The sequence below is a fragment of the Paeniglutamicibacter sp. ORCA_105 genome (assembly GCF_045798545.1).
GTDB classification, from domain to species: Bacteria; Actinomycetota; Actinomycetes; order Actinomycetales; family Micrococcaceae; genus Paeniglutamicibacter; species Paeniglutamicibacter sulfureus.
In genome coordinates this window covers 70,144-87,813 of record NZ_JBIXLM010000004.1, presented here as the reverse complement: position 1 = coordinate 87,813, position 17,670 = coordinate 70,144, and the positions used below count along the sequence as shown (strand labels likewise).

Sequence of the window (17,670 nt, the reverse complement as noted above, 5' to 3'; positions counted from 1 at the left end):
CCCCTTTCCCAACGGGCGCCGGAGAGATGGGGGCAGGGGGTTTCCCCTCCCCCAAACACCGTCGGGCCCTTCGAACGCGATGCGTTGGAAGGGCCCGACGGTGTTTAGCGCTGTGCCGCGTTACAAGGCTATCTGGCGGTTCTGGTCCTTGTAGAGCAGGTAGCGGAAGTTCGACGGTCCGCCGGCGTAGCAAGCCTGCGGGCAGAAGGCGCGCAAGGACATGTAGTCGCCGGCCTCGACCTCGACCCAGTCGGCGTTCAACCGGTAGACGGCCTTGCCCTCCAGGACGTACAGGCCGTGCTCCATCACGTGGGTCTCGGCGAACGGGATCGAAGCTCCCGGCTCGAAGGTCACGATGTTCACGCCGAAGTCGAACGCGACGTCCTGCGGGTCCAGCATGCGCGTGGTGCGCCACTTGCCTTCGGTCTCCGGCATGGCACCGGGCTCGATGTCGCGCTCGTTGCCCACTACCGGACCCGGTGCCGCGACGCCTGCCAATGGCTCGTAGCGCTTGCGGATCCAGTGGAAGGTGGCCACCTCGACGCCGTTGTTCAGTGCCGACCAGTCGGCGCCTGCCGGGACGTATGCGAAGCCGCCTTCTTCCAGGGTGTGCACGGTGCCGTTGATGGTCACGCTCAGATGCCCGGAGACCACGAAGAGGAAGGACTGGACCTCGGCCTGCGGTTCGGGCTTCTGCGAGCCGCCGCCCGGGGCGACCTCCACGATGGACTGGGCGAAGGTGGTCGAGCCGCCGGCGACCGGGCGGTTCAGCACCCAGGCGCGGGTGCCCGTCCACTCAGGGAAGACCGAGGTGACGATGTCGCGCAGCACGCCGCGCGGGATGACCGTGTACGCCTCGGTGACGATGGCGCGGTCGGTCAACAGGTCGGTCTGCGGCGGGTGTCCGCCGTAGTTCGTGTAGTAGCTTGCATCCCCACGAGTCTGGATCTTAGACATTCGAGTCCTCCGTCTGTGTTGCTCGCGCCAGGGCGATTGATTCAAGGGTGGAAAGGGAAATCTCGGCCGTCGAGGTGATCTCTTCGGCGCTCAATGCGCCGCAGACCAGGCCGCGGCGGATGAAGTTGGCCAGCGCCCTGGCGGTGGCCGGCTCATCCATGATGGCCGATTCGATACGGTGCACGTAGTTGCGCAGGCGTGCCGCCGCGGCCCCGAAACCCTCGCGGTAAAACGCGTAGGTCGCCAGGTAGCGGGTAACCAGCTGGTTCTCGTGCAGGTCCCAGCCCTGGTAGATCCCGCGTTCCAGGTGCCGGCGCACCAGGCGGGCATGCAGTGCCCAGGCAGCCTGCATCTGCTCCGGGTCGCCCAGTGGCAGGATGTTGGTCGAGCCATCTGACATGTGCACGCCGGTGCCGGCGATGGCCACCTGCATGACGTTCTTGGCGTAGTCCGCGGCCGGGTGCTCCATCGACTGGTAGGCCGCCGCGATGCCCAGGGAGGCCGAATAGTCGTAGGTGCCGTAGTGCAGCGACGATACCCTGCCCTTGCCGGCGTGGAGCAGAGCGGCCGAGGGCACGGTGCCCTCGTGGGAGAGGATCAGCTGCGGGGTTTCCATCTGGACCTCGAAGCGCAGGCGGCCGGCGGGCAGGGAATGCGCCTCCTCCAGCTGCTCGCAGACGAAGACCATGGCCTGGACCTGGGCGACGGTGGTGACCTTCGGAAGGGTCAGCACCAGACCCTGCGGCAATTCACCGGCGCGGGCCAGCGCGGAGACGAACAAATCCAGCGTCCGCAGCCCGCGGGCCCGGGTGGGCGCCTCGAGGCACTTGAAGCGAATGCCGATGAAGGGCGGTGCAACTCCCGCGGCCACGGCCTTGGCGACCTGTCCGGCCGCCGCCACGGCCGCGGCGTCCTCGGCTTCGTCGCCGCGGTTGCCGTATCCATCCTCGAAGTCCAGGCGCAGGTCCTCGATGGGTTCATGCTTCAGCTTCGCGGCGACCAGCGCGGCGAGCTCCTCCGGCTCTGCCAGGCCCAGCTTCCCGGCCAGGGCGGCAAGGCCCGCCGCGCCGCCTGCAGTCTCGAGGGCCGCGGCGCCCCAGGCTGCCGGCAGCCCGGGGGTGAAGCGGTCGGCGGGGACATAAGCGGCGTGAATCGGTTGGCGACGCCCGTCGTCCCCCGGGTACTGCTGTTCCAGGAGTGCATCGGTGGCCGCCAGGTCGCGCTCCACCGCTGCCAGTGCGTCGGCGCCCAGCACGCCCGGGGTACTCACTTGGACACCAGTTCGGTGCTCAGCAGGCGGTAGGCCGGCAGGGTGAGGAAGTCCTCGAAGTCCTCGTCGCGCCCGGAGACCAGACGGCCGATGAGCTCGGCGGCCGGGGCGTAGTAGGCGGCGAAGGTCTCCTCGTTGTTGATCTCGCCGCGCAGCTTCTGGACCTGGACCTCGAGGGCCTTGGCGACGAGCTCGGCCGTGATGGTGTTGCCGGTGTCCGCGGCGACCACCTTGTTGTTGATCTGCTGCCAGATCTGCGACCGCGAGATTTCCGCGGTTGCTGCATCCTCCATGAGGTTGTGGATGGCCACCGCGCCATTGCCCGAGAGCCAGACGGCGGTGTAGGCCACCGCGACGTAGAGGTTGGCGTTGACCCCGGCCTCGGTGACGGAGCCCGGTGCCGAGGCGACGTCGAGCAGCTGTTCGGCGGTGACCGAGACCTCGGGACGCTGTCGGTCGATCTGGTTTGGCTTCTCGCCCAGCACAGCGTCGAACACCTCGACGCAGACCGGGACCAGGTCCGGGTGTGCGACCCAGGAGCCGTCGAATCCGTCGTTGGCCTCGCGGGTCTTGTCGGCGCGGACCTTCTCGAAGGCAGTGGCGGTGACTTCGGGTTCGCGGCGGTTCGGGATGACGGCGGCCATCCCGCCCATCGCGAAGGCGCCGCGCTTGTGGCAGGTCTGCACGAGCAGTTCGGTGTAGGCGCGCATCATCGGGGCCGTCATGGCCACGTCGGCGCGGTCGGGCATGATGAACTTTTCCCCGGCCTCGCGGAAGTACTTGATGATGGAGAAGAGGTAGTCCCAGCGCCCGGCGTTCAGGCCCGAGGCGTAGTCGCGCAGTTCGTAGAGCATCTCGTCCATCTGGAAGGCCGCGGGAATGGTCTCGATGAGCATGGTGGCGCGCACCGTGCCGTGTTCGATGCCCAGCTCGGCCTCGGCGAAGGAGAACACCTCGTTCCACAGGCGGGATTCGAGATGGGACTCCATCTTGGGCAGGTAGTAGAAGGGGCCCTGGCCCGACTCTGCCAACAACTTGGCGTTGTGGAAGAAGTGCAGTCCGAAGTCGACCAGTGCGCCAATTGCCGGTGCCCCGTTGATGAGCACGTTGGCCTCCGGCAGGTGCCAGCCGCGCGGGCGGACCACGATGGTGGCCAGCGGTGCGTCGGTGCGCAGCGTGTAGGACTTCCCATTGCCCGCGTCCTCGAAGGACAGGGTGCCCGCGGCGGCTTCCGTGAGGTTCACCAGCGCGTCGATCACGTTGTGCCAGGTCGGGGTGGAGGCATCCTCGAGGTCGGCCAGCCAGACCTTGGCGCCGGAGTTCAGCGCGTTGATGGCCATCTTGGCCGGGGAAGCCGGTCCGGTGATTTCCACGCGACGGTCCTGCAGGGCGGCCGGGGCCGGTGCGACCTTCCAGTCGCCGTTGCGGATTTCGGCGGTTGCCGGGTCGAAGTCGAGGGTGCCGGTCTTGGCTACCTCGGCGCGCGCCTTGGTGCGCTCTTCAAGCAGCTCGCTGCGGGTTCCGGCGAACTCGTCGTGCAGTTTCTTCACGAAGGCAAGGGCCTCGGCGGAAAGAATCTCATCGGCCTTGGCAACGGCCGGGATGTGCGTCAGGGTGATGCTCATGGTGGACCAGGTCTTTCTTGCTATTTGTTCTTCGCGGCCGCGGTGGCAACGGCCTCGGCAACGTCTGCGGCCACATGCGGGTCGAAAACGGAGGGAATGATGAAACCGGGATTGAGTTCATCTTGGCTTACGCGGGCGGAAATGGCATCGGCTGCAGCCAACAACATTTCGTCGGTGATGTCGGCAACGCGTGCGTCGAGCAGTCCGCGGAAGAAGCCCGGGAAGGCCAACACGTTGTTGATCTGGTTCGGGAAGTCGGAACGCCCGGTGGCGACCACGGCCGCGTGGCGGCCGGCGGCGATCGGGTCGACCTCGGGATCCGGGTTGGCCATGGCAAAGACAATGGCGTCCTTGTTCATGGCTGAAATGTCCGCTTCGTCCAGGACGTTGGGGGCGGAGACGCCGATGAAGACGTCGGCGCCGACCATGGCTTCCTTGAGCGTGCCGGTGAACAGTTCCGGGTTGGTGTTGTCGGCGAGCCACTGGCGGTGCGGGTCGGACGACACGTCGGTGCGGCTGATCGCTCCGTTGCGGCCCGCGGCAATGATGTTCTTGGCGCCACGGGCGGCCAGGAGCTGGATGATGGCGTTGCCGGCGGCGCCGACGCCGGAGACGACGATGCGGACCTTGTCGATCTGCTTGCCGACCACCAACAGCGCATTGGTCAACGCGGCGAGGGTGACGATGGCGGTGCCGTGCTGGTCATCGTGGAAGACCGGGATGTCGAGTTCCTCGCGCAGGCGGGCCTCGATCTCGAAGCAGCGCGGTGCGGCGATGTCCTCGAGGTTCACCCCTCCGTAGACCGGGGCGAGGGCCTTGACGATCATGATGATCTCTTCGGTGTCCTGGGTGTCCAGGCAGACCGGCCAGGCATCGACATTGGCGAACTGCTTGAACAGCGCCGCCTTGCCTTCCATGACCGGAAGTGCGGCGGCCGGGCCGATGTTGCCCAGGCCGAGCACCGCCGAGCCGTCGGTGACCACGGCAATGGTGTTGCGCTTGATGGTGAGGTTGCGGGCATCCTCGGGATTCTCGGCAATGGCCATGCACACACGGGCCACCCCGGGGGTGTACGCACGGGAGAGATCGTCCCGGTTGCGCAGGGCGACCTTCGGGACGACCTCCAGCTTGCCGCCCAGGTGCATCAGGAAGGTGCGGTCCGAGACGTTGCGGACGCTCACGCCGTCCAGTTCATCCAATGCGTCGCGCACGAGCTGGCCGTGGTCCGCGTCGGTGGTGTTGCAGCTGACGTCGACGACCATGTGGTCATGGCCGGATTCGGCCACGTCAAGTGCCGTGATTGACCCTCCGGCGCGGCCCACGGCCGCGGCCAGTTCGCTGGTTGCAGTGATCGAGACGGGCGTTTGGACACGCAGCGTCAGTGAATATCCCGGGCTAGGTACAGCCATATCGTCCTCCTGAAAAAGTTTCCGTATAGTGGATACTATTATCTACTCAGTGAAATTACAAGCACTTATGTGGAGTGGGTCACGGGAATTGTGCATCAAAGTTTCGGATCGTGGAAGAAATAGCTAGGGTTCCGGTAGTGTTGCACCACAAGACTTGACCGTTTGCGGGACCTTTTGACGGTTCCCGCCCGCGCACCAGCAGACCCAGGAGCATCGCCATGGCCGAAGTAAAGACGACATCGGGCGTCCAATCCGTCGAGCGCGCCTTCGAGCTCCTTGAACTCATTGGCCGGGCCGGCGGGGAGGCGGCCCTGAGCGAACTTGCCATGGACACCCCGCTCCCGCTTCCCACCATCCACAGGCTGCTGCGCACCCTGGTCGGCATCGGTTACGTCCGCCAACTGAACAACCGCCGCTACGCCCTCGGCCCGCGGCTGATCCGCCTGGGCGAAGTCGCCAACCGCCAGCTGGGCGCCCTGTCCACGCCCATCCTGCAGAACCTGGTGAACGAACTGGGCGAGTCGGCCAGCATCGCGGTGCTCGACGGCGACATGGTCACCTACATTTCCCAAGCCCAGTCGCCGCACGCGATGCGCATGATCACCGAGGTCGGGCGCCGCTCGTCGCTCCACGGAACCGGAGTGGGCAAGGCAATCCTGTCGGTGCTGGAAAACGACCGGGTCCAGCGCCTGGTCAACCAGGCGGGCATGGCGCCCCACACGCCGAAAACCATCGGCACCATGCACCAGCTCTTCGAGGAACTCGATCAGGTGCGCACCCGCGGCTATGCCATCGACGAGGAAGAGCAGGAGCTCGGCGTGCGCTGCCTGGCGATGGCGGTCCCCGGCGCGCCGACCCCGATGGCGATCTCCGTCTCCGGGCCCGTCACCCGGCTCAACGACGAGTTCGCAGCCAGGGCCGTGCCGCGCTTGCGCGCAGCGACGGCCCAGCTTTCCGCGGCCCTCGCCGTCACGACGGGCTAGGGCGACCGACCGCACGGGACGTCATGGAAACCGGGAATTCCTGAATCCACTTTGTACGCACGATCCTTCATCGCGTCGGCGCCTTGGCGCGCGCTGCGTAGGCGAGCCGCCGCGTAGGGCGGGAAGCCGCGCGGCTTTCCATGGCCACGATGCACATGATCGGCGCGTTCTGCGACCGGCCCGTGCAGTGCCCAGGCGTCCAGGCGTCCAGCAGACCGTTGCACTGGACTCGGGGCTGTCCGCCGGCCCGGTACGGTGCGGAAAACGAGGAGGTCACCCTCTTGCCGCCCCTGGGATCCTCACCAGCATGCTCTCGATACAGGTCCCATGCCTACGAAATGTGAACAGGCATCTCGCGGGTTTCCTAAGCCTGATAGCCGGAGCCCAACACCTGGAGCTTCCACCTCCAAACTGTGACGACGTGTGGACCGGAAACACTCCTCCGTGGAGGACCGCCAGAGAGCAGTGGCCATGTTGCCCCTCCTACCAACGCCGTCTGGCTGCCCATATTGGTGCGTTCTTCGGCATCACCCGCGAATGCTTCAGGAGCCAAGATCGTCCTTCTGCTGTCGGCCGCGGGGCACCACGAAATGGTGCATTTGCATATCCTCGCAAGGCGGGCGAACGTGCCCAAGGACCGAGTCAGCCAATTTCCTGTCAGGGAGGACGGCCGCTCGGGTCCCAAGGCACGACGACAAGGCAGCGACAACGCTCGTCGGGCCGGGATCCCTGAGCGAAGCCTCCGGATCATACGGGCATGGGGAGTCGGTGATCGGTTGGACATGGTCCTTGCTGCCCCGCCAGCTACGACCCGGAAACTGGGCCCACCAACTGACGATTCCTTTGGATTCATCCCTTGAACCTGCCCCCGGCACCGAGCCGCAGGCGGTCAGTTGTCGCCTGCGCTACCGCACGGGGGCACCGGGACCGAGCGGAATGCCCAGCGCCCACCAGGCGAGGAACAAACCGAGCCACACCACGAACATGATCAACGCACACGGCAACGTGAAGGAGATCAGCGTGCCAATGCCCGCCTTCTTGTTCAGCGTCTGGAGGTAGCCCACACAGAGAACGAAGCTGGTGCTCATCGGGGTGATGGAGTTGGTGCACGAATCGGCGATGCGGTAGAGCGCCATCGTGGTGGCAGGATTTGTCCCGAGCAGCATCATCATCGGGATGATGACCGGTGCAACGAGCGCCCACAGGGCCTGACCGGAAGTGATCATCAGGTTGAGGACCGCGATGCAGACGACAACAATTAAGAAGAGGCCAACGCTGTTGATCCCCAGGCCTTGAATGGCATCGGAACCGACCACGGCCACCACGGTGCTGATTTTCGTGAACTTGAACAACGCCAAAAACTGGGAGACGGCAAAGAACAGGACGATCAGCGGCGCAATCGAACGAACGCCGTCGGCCATGAAGCGAGGGATGTCTGAGGCGGAGTCCAGTTGCCGGGAACCAGAGGCGAAAGCCGTGCCCAGAACCAGAAAGAACATCGACAGGAAGAATGCTATGCCGTCCAGAAACGGCGATTCCAGGAACTCCCCGCCCGCTCCACGCAGCGGTGATCCCGCAGGAATGATGGCCGCGGCCAGCAGCGCGAGGAAGGCCACCGCGGAGAGTCCCGTGACGCGCAGTCCACGGCGTTCCTGCTCGTCGGAGAGCAGCGCGCTGGGAGCCATGGCGGACATTGCCGCCGTGTCGGCCTGCTCGGTGTCGACCACCAGGGTGTGCTCACGCTTCTTCAGGATCAGCTCGGTGACCAGGGTGACCGTAATCGCCAACACTATGGCTGAGACCGTCGTGAAGTACATGTTGTCCGTGGCTCGAACGGTGACACTCGGATCGATGAGGTGGGCGGCCTCGGTGGCTACCTTTGCAAAGACCACATCGCCGGGGGCGATCAGTGGATTGGCATCTCCGGCTGCATTGATCGAGACGAAGGCTACGATCATGCCCAGCATCGGAGAGCGGCCTACGGCCTTAAAAGCCACCGCGCCCAGCGGAATCAACACCACGTAGGCGGAGTCGGAGAGGAACTTGGAAAGCGCGCCGCCCAGAGCCACGGCAAATACGACGGAACGCGGCGACACATTGCTTAGCGCACGTCGGGCAATTACTTCAAAGAGTCCGGACCTGTCCGCCACTGCAACGCCCAGCATGACGATCAGCACCGTCCCCAGCGGCCCAAACGTGACGAAGGATTCCTCCGCGCCGGTCAGCAGGGAGCGAATGGCCTCGACGCTCAACGCGTTGTTGACCCCGACAGTCTCTCCGGTCGCGGGATCCGTGACGCGCACCCCTGCGCTCGACAATATCCAGCTGGCGACGGCAAGCACGCCGAAGAGAATCCAGAACAGCCAGAACGGATGCGGCAGTGCATTGCCTGCCCTTTCCACGCTGGCGAGCAAACGGAGCCCGAGCGATTCGCTCCGGCCTCCGATTTTGGTGATGGTCATGGATCCTCCAGTAGTGCGGTAACCCTGAGCCGCGGATTGCCCAGTAGCGTGGGAATCGAAAACCCCACCCGTGATTTGTATTACAAGCACCGCGGTGCTGGGAGATGATTATCCAATTTTCGACAATCGTTCCGGAAGTTGCGACGAGGATTTGGAAACTGTCCCTCGAGATGCCTATGGACGGTTCAATGAAGGCACACCAATGATGCCCACTATTCGCCGACGTCGGGAAGGTGCCGCCCGGTAGGCGGAAGTCATCTGGTCAGTGTGGCCAGCAGGTCCGGACCCATCCTGAGCACCGTTGCCGTGTCGATGCGGTGGTAAACCAGCTTCCCGTGGCGGTCCGAGACCACGAGTCCGGCTTCGCGCAGCACCCGCAGGGATCGGGATATCTGTGCCGCAGGCTGACCAAGCCGGACGGCAAGTTCGGAGGTCGTCATGGGTTCGGCCGAAATGTGCCGGAACAGTTCCATCCGGGAATCGGCGCTGAGCGCGCTGAGCCTGCCTCGCATCTGATGGATCTGCAGGAGGTCCTCCTGCCGTGTCTGCGCTGGAAAATGGACAATGACCGGGTATCCGGCATTGTCCTTAACCGTGAGATGGTTTCCGATCCAATGTGAAGGGACGAGCAGCAGCTCGCGTTCGGCCATCTTGACCCTGCGCTGTTGGAGCTTGTCGAAGCGAACCTCGGACGCTCCGCGAAAGGCCTTGGCGGTGACACTGAGTGACGCGATCGTCGCAATGGGGTCGGTTTGATTCAGCTTGCCCGCGAGTTGGGCCGCTGCGCGGCCGACGGTGAGGGCGAGATCTTCCCACTCCATCTTGAAGAACGAATTCCAGCAATCCAGGCAGAATTCGATGATCCTTTGCCTGAACTGCTCCGGGTCATTCAGAAGTTGTTCGGCCAGCTCGAATCGTCCCAAAGATCGAGATCGGCACGTATCCAGGAACTCGCGACGGACTTTTTCATCCCGCAGCAACTGCTGGGCTGCGGGGAGGTCCTTGCTGAAACCGCGAATGGCTTCGGCCGCCATGGAGACGAAAGCCTCAAGCGGCAGGGCGGCCATGCCAGCGAGTTCCAGGTCAAGATTCTGCTTTGGTTCGGTGGACACCGGAAAGAAGAATCGTGCGCGGAACCGAGCCCACAGGGGCGAGAGAGCGTTGAACTCGGCGATCAGCCGATCGTCCAGATTTCGTGCGATGGCCTGAACTTTGGCGGACGATTCGAAGTGATGGTCAGGTTCCGCCAAGACGTGGAGAACCGCCATCAGTTCGGACAGGGGGGAGACCGATACGCGCAGGTTGTTGATGTCGAATCCTGCAAATTGAAGTGCAATGGCCATGAGACCTCCTCTGCCATGCCGGCCTTGTTACGAACGGTTGGCTCAATTTCGCCAACTGTCGCGCGGATCGCCGGTTCACTGGCTAACTTCATGATGTAGGGCTCCGCCGGCGCAACCTAAAAGTAACACCGGGAAGTGAAAATCAAGGAATGAGATCACAGTTGACCAGATATATCGACGACAGATCCTTGCTGTCTGAGGACGCCGGCCATCCGCAGGAATTCATGGTTGAGATGGGTGATGGATGCCGGCTTGCCACCGATGTATATCTAGGTGACGCCGGCGAAAAACCCCGGCCCGTACTGTTGGAGCGCACACCCTATGGGAAGCGTTCAACCCGGGATTCGGATCAGTCCAGGCATGACCAACCAATACCGCTGCCGCAGGAAATAGCTGCTTTTTTCGTCGACCGCGGCTACATCGTGATTCGTCAGGACTGCCGCGGCCGAGGCAGCTCCGAAGGTGAGTTCGTCAAATACCTCAACGAGGGACAGGACGGGGCGGATACGATCTCCTGGATCACGGCGCAGCCTTGGTGCGACGGGCGTGTTCTGATGAATGGGGTTTCCTACTCGGCCCATGTGCAAACGGCCGCAGCGGCTTTGGCACCCTCCGGACTGGCTGCCATGTTCATGGACTCGGGCGGATTCTCCTCGGCCTATGAAGTGGGCATGCGCATGGGCGGAGCCTTCGAACTCAAGCAGGCCACGTGGGCCTTCCGCCATGCGGCGCGAAGTCCGGAAGCGACGGTCGATCCCGTGATCGCTTCGGGACTGACCGCGCTGAACGTGGCGGACTGGTTCCACCAGACACCATGGCGGCGGGGCAGTTCACCCCTGAGCCTGGCCCCCGCTTACGAAGGCTACTTGCTGGATCAGTGGGCCCATGAGAACTTTGACGACTACTGGGCACAGCCTGCAATCTATGCCCGCGGTTCCTACGACAAGTTCCCCGATGTGCCTAGTTTCCACATCTCCAGCTGGTACGACCCTTACATTTCTTCAGCCATTGAGAATTTTCAGCAGCTTGGAGACTGCAAGTCCAGTCCGGCCTACCTGCTCTTGGGACCCTGGACCCACGGGAAACGCTGCCTGAGCTACGCGGGCGATGTCGACTTTGGCCCTGCCTCATATTTTGACGGCAATCTCGCGCCGTCTTACCTGGATTTTAGAGCTGATTGGATGGATGAGGTGCTGGGACGCAGCACCACTACCGTGCAACGGACCGCTGTCACCTATTTCCTGATGGGTGGCGGTAGCGGAAAAGCCACCCAACTGGGCCGGCTTGATCATGGCGGCCGATGGAAACGCGCGGCCACGTGGCCCCCGGAAAACGCGCAAAGGGTCACCCTATACTGCTCGCCAGACGGGGGACTGATTCCCGAACCGGTTTCACAAGATGCCTCTATCACCTACGCCTTTGACCCGAGCCACCCGGTTCCGACCATCGGAGGGCAGGTCACCAGCGGCGAACCAGTCATGCGCGGCGGGGCTTACGACCAGGTGCCCAGCGACGAAATCTTCGGAGCAAGCCGACCGCACTTGCCACTGAGCGCCAGGCCCGACGTTCTGGTATTCCGCACCCAGCCCCTGCAGGAGCAAGTGGGCATCGCAGGTGAAGTGACCGCGGAGATCTTCCTCTCATCCTCGGCCAAGGATACCGACCTGACCATCAAGCTGATCGACGAGTACCCGCCGAGCCACGACTTCCCCCAGGGTTTTGCCATGAATCTCACCGAAGGAATCATGCGCGTGCGTTACCGCGAGTCCTACACCGAACCTGAACTGCTGGAGCCCCACCAGATTTACCGCATTACGGTCGAGGCTCCGGCGACGGCAAATCTCTTTGCCGTCGGGCACCGGATCCGGCTTGATGTTTCGTCGAGCAACTTTCCGCGCTTTGACGTGAACTCAAATACCGGCGGGACGATTGCCACCGACAGGATCAAGATCGTGGCCGAAAACACCGTGCACATGTCGGATGCCCATCCGACGTCGCTTTCACTAGACGTGTTATCCGACTAGCTCCATTGCCTCGCGGGTTGGCAGAACCGGCAATGGAAGCGATGTGTACAACCCGAAAATGCGCATCCGCACGGACCCAGGGAACCGGGTCGACTGTGGTTCCTGGATCCGTGCCAATGGCCGCACGGGCCAGAGTCGCTCAGTGAAGCTGCGGGGGCTTCCCGGATCGCACGAACTCGGACTCGTCCGGGCACGGGACGCCGGCCGCCTCGCATCTCTTGCGGTACTCCTCAACGATGCCCTTGAATTCGTCGTCGTCGACGACGGGGATCTCCTCGCCGTCCGCGGCGATGAGCTTGCCGGACTTGAACCGGTCCCCGTCCAGTAGCCCGCGGACTTCCTCCGCCTTGACGATGCGCGGGATCTGGTCGGCAATGAGCATGCGTGGCGGGGCCGCGGCATAGGCCGAACCGTGTCGCTTCGGGGTGCCGATCTTCAGCTCATTGAACAGCAGGTTCAGTGCCACGGCCATGACCGCGGCCGAGCTGATGCCGGAGTGGAAGATGGTGGCGAACCAGGTCGGAAACGCATCGTAGAAGTCGGTCTTGACGATCGGCAGCGCACCGAAGGCGATGGAGGTGGCCACGATGATCATGTTCAGGTTGTTGTCGTATTTCACGCTCGCCAGGGTGCGGATCCCCGAGGCCGCAACGGTGCCGAAGAGCACGATGCCTGCCCCGCCCAGGACCGGGGTGGGGATCGCGGCGACCACGCGGCCGAGCACCGGAAGCAGGCCCAGGACAACCAGGATGCCTCCGCCGGCCGTGACCACGAAGCGGGATTTCACCCCGGTGATGGCCACCAGGCCGACGTTTTGCGCGAACGCGCTCTGGGTGAAGGTGTTGAAGACCGGGGCCAGGATGCTGGAGGCCATGTCGGCGCGCAGGCCGTCGGCGATGCGCCGCGAATCGACGCGGGTCTTGGCGATCTCCCCCACCGCGAGGATGTCGGCGGTGGTTTCTGTGAGGATCACGATGACGACGATCGTCATCGAGACGATGGCACCGACCTCGAACACCGGCCACCCGAAGGCGAAGGGCTGCGGGAAGGCGAAGATGGTGCCGCGACCCACGGCCGAGAAGTCCGCCACACCGAGGAACACCGCAATGACGGTGCCGATGACCATCGCCAGCAGGATCGACAGGCGCGAGATCGCCGCCTTGCCGACCTTGGAGAGCAGCAGCACGATGGCCATCGTCATGCCGGCCAGGCCGATATTGGCCAGCGAACCATAGTCGTCGGCCTTGGCGTTTCCGCCCATGGCCCAGTTGGCCGCCACCGGGATGAGCGAGAGCCCGATCATCGTGATGACCACGCCGGTGACGACCGGCGGGAAGAACCGCACGATCTTCGCGAAGAACGGGGCCACCAGGAAGCCGATCACGGAGGCCGCGAGGACCGCGCCGAAGACCGACTGGATGCCGCCGTCGCCGTTGACGATGGCCACCATGGTGGACACCGAGGCGAAGGAGGTGCCCTGGACCAGGGGAAGCTGGGCGCCGAAGAACGGAACGCCGACTGTTTGCAGGATCGTGGCCAGGCCGCCGACAAAGAGGCAGCTGGCAACCAGCACGCCGATTTGTTCCGGGGTGAGCCCGGCGGCACCGCCAATGATCAACGGCGGGGCGATGATGCCGCCGTACATGGTCAGTACGTGCTGGAGCCCGTAGGCAATGGTTTTGCCCAGCGGCAACCGCTCGTCCTCTGGACGGTGTGTAGTACGTTTGGCTTGCGCGGCCTTCATATCTGACTCCTTGATGGGTTGCGACGCATCGGGGGTGCACGCGTTGCACCGCGCGCACCCCCGAGACCTCATCGGCTAGCAGAATCCGGGTGTGTTTTCCCAGATCGGATGGGCTGCGGAGGCACCCTCGCGGGTGATGGCTGCCTCGATCAGGCCGTACGGGCGATCCGCGGCGAAGAAGACCTCATTGGGGTTGTCTTGGCCAAACGGAGACAGGTCAACCAGGAAGTGGTGCTTGTTGGGCAGCGAGAACCTGATTTCCTCGATTTCCGGATGCGCCTCCAGGACTGCCTCGCCCATGTCGAACATGGTCTGCTGCAACGCGAAGGAATGCTTGGCGGCGAAGCCCGACAGCAGCAGTTCCCGCACCGAGGCGTAGACGGCGTTGAAGTCCAGTCCCCCGTTGGCAACCGCGGTCGAGTTGTAGCGCCAGCGGCTGCTGACGTCGGTGGCCAGGATCCGGTCGCCGGTTTCCTGCAGCGTGGTGTAGCGGTCAACGGGGAAGTTGCGGAATTCGCTGGCGGTGGACTTGAGAACGGTCAGGTCCTTGATCCCGGCGAGCACCGAGGCCTCGCCGTCCTTGATTTCCAGAACCGCGGTGCGCACTTCGGACTTGTTCCGGGAGAATGCGTGGTCGTGGTCCTGGATGCGGTCCCAGAAGTATTGCTCGGCGGCCCAGCGACCGCCGGTGACCCAGTCGAATTCCGTGGTGAAGTGCGCACCGAGCCGCAGCAGGAACGCCTCCGGCGAGCCAACGCCGTCCCGGGCAAAACCGTAGACCGTGTTTTTCTGTGTATCGGTGGGGACAACGTGCCGGTTGTCGCCGTCGATGTGCGCTGCGAGGAAGTCGCCGTGAAGCTGCGAGGTCACGTTCAGGTCCTCGATCTCGTGACGGTCGGTGTCCCGGGTGATCTTCACCAGCCGGACTTCTGCCTTGCCGTATTGGTTGGCGCCAAGCACGATCTTGGTGCCGGTCCGGCTTGCGGATGCAAAGGTGTTCATGTTTTCTAGCTCCCTCGGTACGTGGAATATGCAAACGGGCTGAGAAGAAGAGGTACGTGGTAGTGAGCTGAGGTGTCGTCGACGACGAAATCAATGTTTACCGCGGGAAAGAAGGTTTCCGTACCCGTCTTTCCGAAGTAGTCACCGGTGCCGAAAGCGATTCGGTGGTGACCGGCTTCAACCTTTGTCGGACCGAGCGACTCGATGCGTCCGTCGGCATCGGTGACTCCTGATCCGATTTCTTGCCATCCGGATGCCGTCTTGGCTTCCAGCGTGGCCTTGACACCGGAGGCAGGCCTCCCGGTCCCGGTGTCGAGCACGTGGGTGGTGATGTGGCTTCGCGCAGCCTGGGTGGCGCTCATCGAGGACTCCTATGGATTCGTTGAGGGGAAAGGAAAACCTGGCGCATGTGGGCGCCCGCTTAGCGCGCAGGGGCACGATCGAAGGCCGCGGCCAGGCGCAGGAGAGCGATGGCCCGCAGCTGTTCTCCGACTTCCGCCAGTTCGACCTCGGGGTCGTTGTCCAGTCTGCGGCGCAGTTCAGCGAGGATTTCTGCGCTGCTTCGGCCGGAGGCACGGATGAGAAAGACGCGGGAGAACCGCTCTTCGTACGCGCGGTTCCCGGACACGAGCGCGGCGGTCAACTGTTCGTCGAGGTTAAGGCCCGATTGTTCGCTGCGGCTGAGCGCGGCCTCGGCCGAGGAACCGGCCGCACGCTCCCCGATACGGGGATGGTGGGCGAGTGCGGCGTCGATTTCCGCTTCGGTGAAGGGCGCGGCGGCCGCTTGGGCACAGGCCAGGAGCTCGTCAACGGAAGCGAAAGGGCGGGTGCCGAGAATCGTCTCAACCCAGCGGTCGATATCGACACATGGCCGCAGCAAGGCGGCGGCGTCATTCGGGTCGAGTGCGTTGAAACGGGAAATATCCATCGGGTGATCAGCTCTTTCAATCCTGCTTGGTTGCCTGCACCATCCAGGGCTGAACACCCTTACCACCGGCTTGGAACCGGCTTCGACTCGATGTTTCTGGATGGTGGAACTCTGCTTTCACACCATGTAACTCGGATCACACCCCTCCCGTCAAGGGTTCTAGCGAATCTTTTCCGCCTACGGGACGCGGCGGGCTTGGGTGGGAAGTAAATTACATCAAACCCTTGCCATTCCCCCGATCCGCGTACATACTTAATTTCACTAACCAATATTTAGATTTCATATCTTGGAATCTTTACTGTTTCGAGGAGGACCGCATGAACACCACCCAGCCCATCGCCGGAGCATCCAGCGAGAAAAATCCGCGCGTAGTTCTGGAAACCTCCTCGGCACTCAGCACCGGAATGTTCCACCCCATTGGCGGGCTCGATCCCGATATGAGCCGCGGCCCGCGGAACCCCAAGCCACTCACAGGGCTCTGGTCGCGAATCCGCACCGCTCGCGCCTAGCCGCAGGATGTCGCGCAGGGAACCAGTGCTTGCCAGGAACCCTCCTCGCGGGCAAAGGCCTCGGTAGGCTGGAACCTGGATGTCGCAAACGAGGCCTCCTTGAACCGGCACGCCGGCACGAATTCCAGTCTGACTTCAAAAGGATGATTCCGCTTGAATCCACGCCAAAATCAGGCCGCAGCAGCGTCGCGAACCATGCTGGTCACAGGGGCCGGTTCCGGAATAGGGAGGGCTGTCACCCGACGGATGCTCGACGCGGGATGGAACGTGGTCCTGGCTGGACGACGCGAGGCGCAGCTGGAGCAGAGCGCAGCCGGGCACCCCAATGCACTCGTGGTCCCCACTGACGTCACCGCCCCATCGGCCGTGGATCGCCTCTTCGCCGTCGGCATGGCTCGCTTCGGGAAAATCGACGTGCTCTTCAACAACGCAGGGGTCTTCGGTCCCGCCGCAACCATCGGCGAGCTCACTGCTCAGCAATGGCAGGACGTCTGCGCGGTCAACCTCGGCGGAGCCATCTACTGCGCCGGCGCCGCATTCAGGCACATGCAGGAATCCGGCGGCGGGCGCATCATCAACAACGGTTCGATTAGTGCTCAGGTACCGCGCCCCGCCTCCGTCGCCTACGCCGTAACCAAGCACGCAATCACGGGACTAACCAAGTCCATCGAGCTGGACGGCCGGTCCTACGGCATTGCTTGTTCACAAGTCGACATCGGCAACGCCGCCTCTGAAATGATGAAGGATGTGGGCGCAACATCGGGTGCGCTGCAGGCCGACGGGAGCCGGAAGGTCGAACCGACCTTCGACATAGAACAGGCCGCGGCCACCATCGAGTTCATTGCCGCCGCCCCGGCCGAGGTGTCCATCAACCAAGTCACCATCACCGCCGCCGGGATGCCGTTCATCGGCCGCGGATAGGCGAGCCGCCGCAGCCTAAAGGTGCGCGGAGAACAAGCGGTCGAGCTTGGTGAACGAGGACTCCCATCCGGCACGTGCCGGTTCCAGGACCTCGGCCGGAAGTGGACCCTGAACGATCCGCAGCGCGGTGCCCGCCGGGCAATCCGCAAACTCCACACGCATTTCGATGACCAGGTTCAGGGTCATTTCATGCGGTCCGTCCTCCCCGACGAGCAGTTCATGCTCCCGGACCTCGGTGAACGTCGCATTCACCGGAGAGGTCTTGGTGTGATCCTCGAGCAGGTGCATCACGAATTTCTGCACGCCTCCGACCCGCGGTTCGATTGTCACGGTATCCACGTGCACGCCCCAGCCCTCCGGGCCGAACCATTCGGCGAGGATTTCCGGTTCGGTAAATGCCGCCCACACCGCGGTGCGGGGTGCCGAAAATTCGCGTTCAAGAATCAGTTCGCCCATATCCATGCGCACGAGATTACCCCGCTTCGAGCCACGA

At 63.7% G+C, this 17,670-nt stretch carries 15 protein-coding genes; 4 read left to right on the top strand and 11 right to left on the bottom strand.

Translation table 11 applies throughout. The features are described from left to right. Window positions 1–120: 120 nt before the first annotated feature. From ACIPUB_RS03190 to ACIPUB_RS03175, 4 genes are read right to left on the bottom strand one after another with little or no spacing between them, the layout of a single operon-like run. Window positions 121–957 (bottom strand): bifunctional allantoicase/(S)-ureidoglycine aminohydrolase, encoded by an 837-nt coding sequence (locus ACIPUB_RS03190; RefSeq protein ID WP_407606025.1) that lies wholly within the window; start codon window positions 955–957, stop codon window positions 121–123. Continuing rightward, complete coding sequence (locus ACIPUB_RS03185; RefSeq protein ID WP_407606024.1) at window positions 950–2,227, bottom strand: DUF6986 family protein; 1,278 nt, start codon at window positions 2,225–2,227, stop codon at window positions 950–952. Before ACIPUB_RS03185 ends, ACIPUB_RS03190 begins: the two co-directional genes overlap by 8 nt. Beyond that, window positions 2,224–3,852, bottom strand: coding sequence for a malate synthase A (gene aceB, locus ACIPUB_RS03180; protein WP_407606023.1), 1,629 nt, complete (start codon window positions 3,850–3,852; stop codon window positions 2,224–2,226). The genes ACIPUB_RS03185 and aceB overlap by 4 nt, the downstream gene beginning before the upstream one ends. Before the next feature lie 20 nt (window positions 3,853–3,872). Beyond that, the gene (locus ACIPUB_RS03175) at window positions 3,873–5,261 is read right to left on the bottom strand and encodes an NAD-dependent malic enzyme (protein WP_407606022.1); all 1,389 of its coding nucleotides are present in this window, start codon (window positions 5,259–5,261) and stop codon (window positions 3,873–3,875) included. 218 nt (window positions 5,262–5,479) lie between these two features. Between ACIPUB_RS03175 and ACIPUB_RS03170 the strand changes: the two genes are divergently transcribed. Further along, window positions 5,480–6,244, top strand: coding sequence for an IclR family transcriptional regulator (locus ACIPUB_RS03170; protein ID WP_264271577.1), 765 nt, complete (start codon window positions 5,480–5,482; stop codon window positions 6,242–6,244). Between the two features lie 905 nt (window positions 6,245–7,149). Here ACIPUB_RS03170 and ACIPUB_RS03165 read toward each other — a convergent pair. Both ACIPUB_RS03165 and ACIPUB_RS03160 read right to left on the bottom strand, forming a co-directional pair. Beyond that, the gene (locus tag ACIPUB_RS03165; protein WP_302263698.1) at window positions 7,150–8,706 is read right to left on the bottom strand and encodes an AbgT family transporter; all 1,557 of its coding nucleotides are present in this window, start codon (window positions 8,704–8,706) and stop codon (window positions 7,150–7,152) included. A 254-nt stretch (window positions 8,707–8,960) separates the two neighbouring features. Continuing rightward, window positions 8,961–10,049, bottom strand: a complete 1,089-nt coding sequence (locus ACIPUB_RS03160) for a DUF5937 family protein (RefSeq protein ID WP_407606021.1) — start codon at window positions 10,047–10,049, stop codon at window positions 8,961–8,963. Window positions 10,050–10,210: 161 nt separating this feature from the next. Between ACIPUB_RS03160 and ACIPUB_RS03155 the strand changes: the two genes are divergently transcribed. Then, the gene (locus tag ACIPUB_RS03155) at window positions 10,211–12,073 is read left to right on the top strand and encodes a CocE/NonD family hydrolase (RefSeq protein WP_407606020.1); all 1,863 of its coding nucleotides are present in this window, start codon (window positions 10,211–10,213) and stop codon (window positions 12,071–12,073) included. 139 nt (window positions 12,074–12,212) lie between these two features. Here the strand turns inward: ACIPUB_RS03155 and ACIPUB_RS03150 are convergent, their stop codons facing one another. From ACIPUB_RS03150 to uraD, 4 genes are all read right to left on the bottom strand, one after another. Further along, window positions 12,213–13,817 carry a solute carrier family 23 protein gene (locus tag ACIPUB_RS03150; protein ID WP_407606019.1) on the bottom strand — a complete coding sequence of 535 codons (1,605 nt, stop codon included), beginning with the start codon at window positions 13,815–13,817 and terminating at the stop codon, window positions 12,213–12,215. 75 nt (window positions 13,818–13,892) lie between these two features. Continuing rightward, window positions 13,893–14,819: a factor-independent urate hydroxylase gene (gene pucL / locus ACIPUB_RS03145; protein ID WP_407606018.1), complete on the bottom strand. Its 927-nt coding sequence runs from the start codon at window positions 14,817–14,819 to the stop codon at window positions 13,893–13,895. A gap of 5 nt (window positions 14,820–14,824) precedes the next feature. Further along, the gene (gene uraH / locus ACIPUB_RS03140; protein ID WP_407606017.1) at window positions 14,825–15,181 is read right to left on the bottom strand and encodes a hydroxyisourate hydrolase; all 357 of its coding nucleotides are present in this window, start codon (window positions 15,179–15,181) and stop codon (window positions 14,825–14,827) included. A gap of 59 nt (window positions 15,182–15,240) precedes the next feature. Then, window positions 15,241–15,747 (bottom strand): 2-oxo-4-hydroxy-4-carboxy-5-ureidoimidazoline decarboxylase, encoded by a 507-nt coding sequence (gene uraD, locus ACIPUB_RS03135; protein ID WP_407606016.1) that lies wholly within the window; start codon window positions 15,745–15,747, stop codon window positions 15,241–15,243. 317 nt (window positions 15,748–16,064) lie between these two features. Here uraD and ACIPUB_RS03130 point away from each other — a divergent pair, with 317 nt between their 5' ends. Then, window positions 16,065–16,256: a hypothetical protein gene (locus ACIPUB_RS03130; RefSeq protein WP_407606015.1), complete on the top strand. Its 192-nt coding sequence runs from the start codon at window positions 16,065–16,067 to the stop codon at window positions 16,254–16,256. Between the two features lie 195 nt (window positions 16,257–16,451). Continuing rightward, window positions 16,452–17,177, top strand: a complete 726-nt coding sequence (locus ACIPUB_RS03125; RefSeq protein WP_407606101.1) for an SDR family oxidoreductase — start codon at window positions 16,452–16,454, stop codon at window positions 17,175–17,177. A gap of 15 nt (window positions 17,178–17,192) precedes the next feature. On the opposite strand, the gene ACIPUB_RS03120 is transcribed toward ACIPUB_RS03125, so the two are convergent. Then, complete coding sequence (locus ACIPUB_RS03120; RefSeq protein ID WP_407606014.1) at window positions 17,193–17,639, bottom strand: SRPBCC domain-containing protein; 447 nt, start codon at window positions 17,637–17,639, stop codon at window positions 17,193–17,195. Window positions 17,640–17,670: the final 31 nt, after the last annotated feature.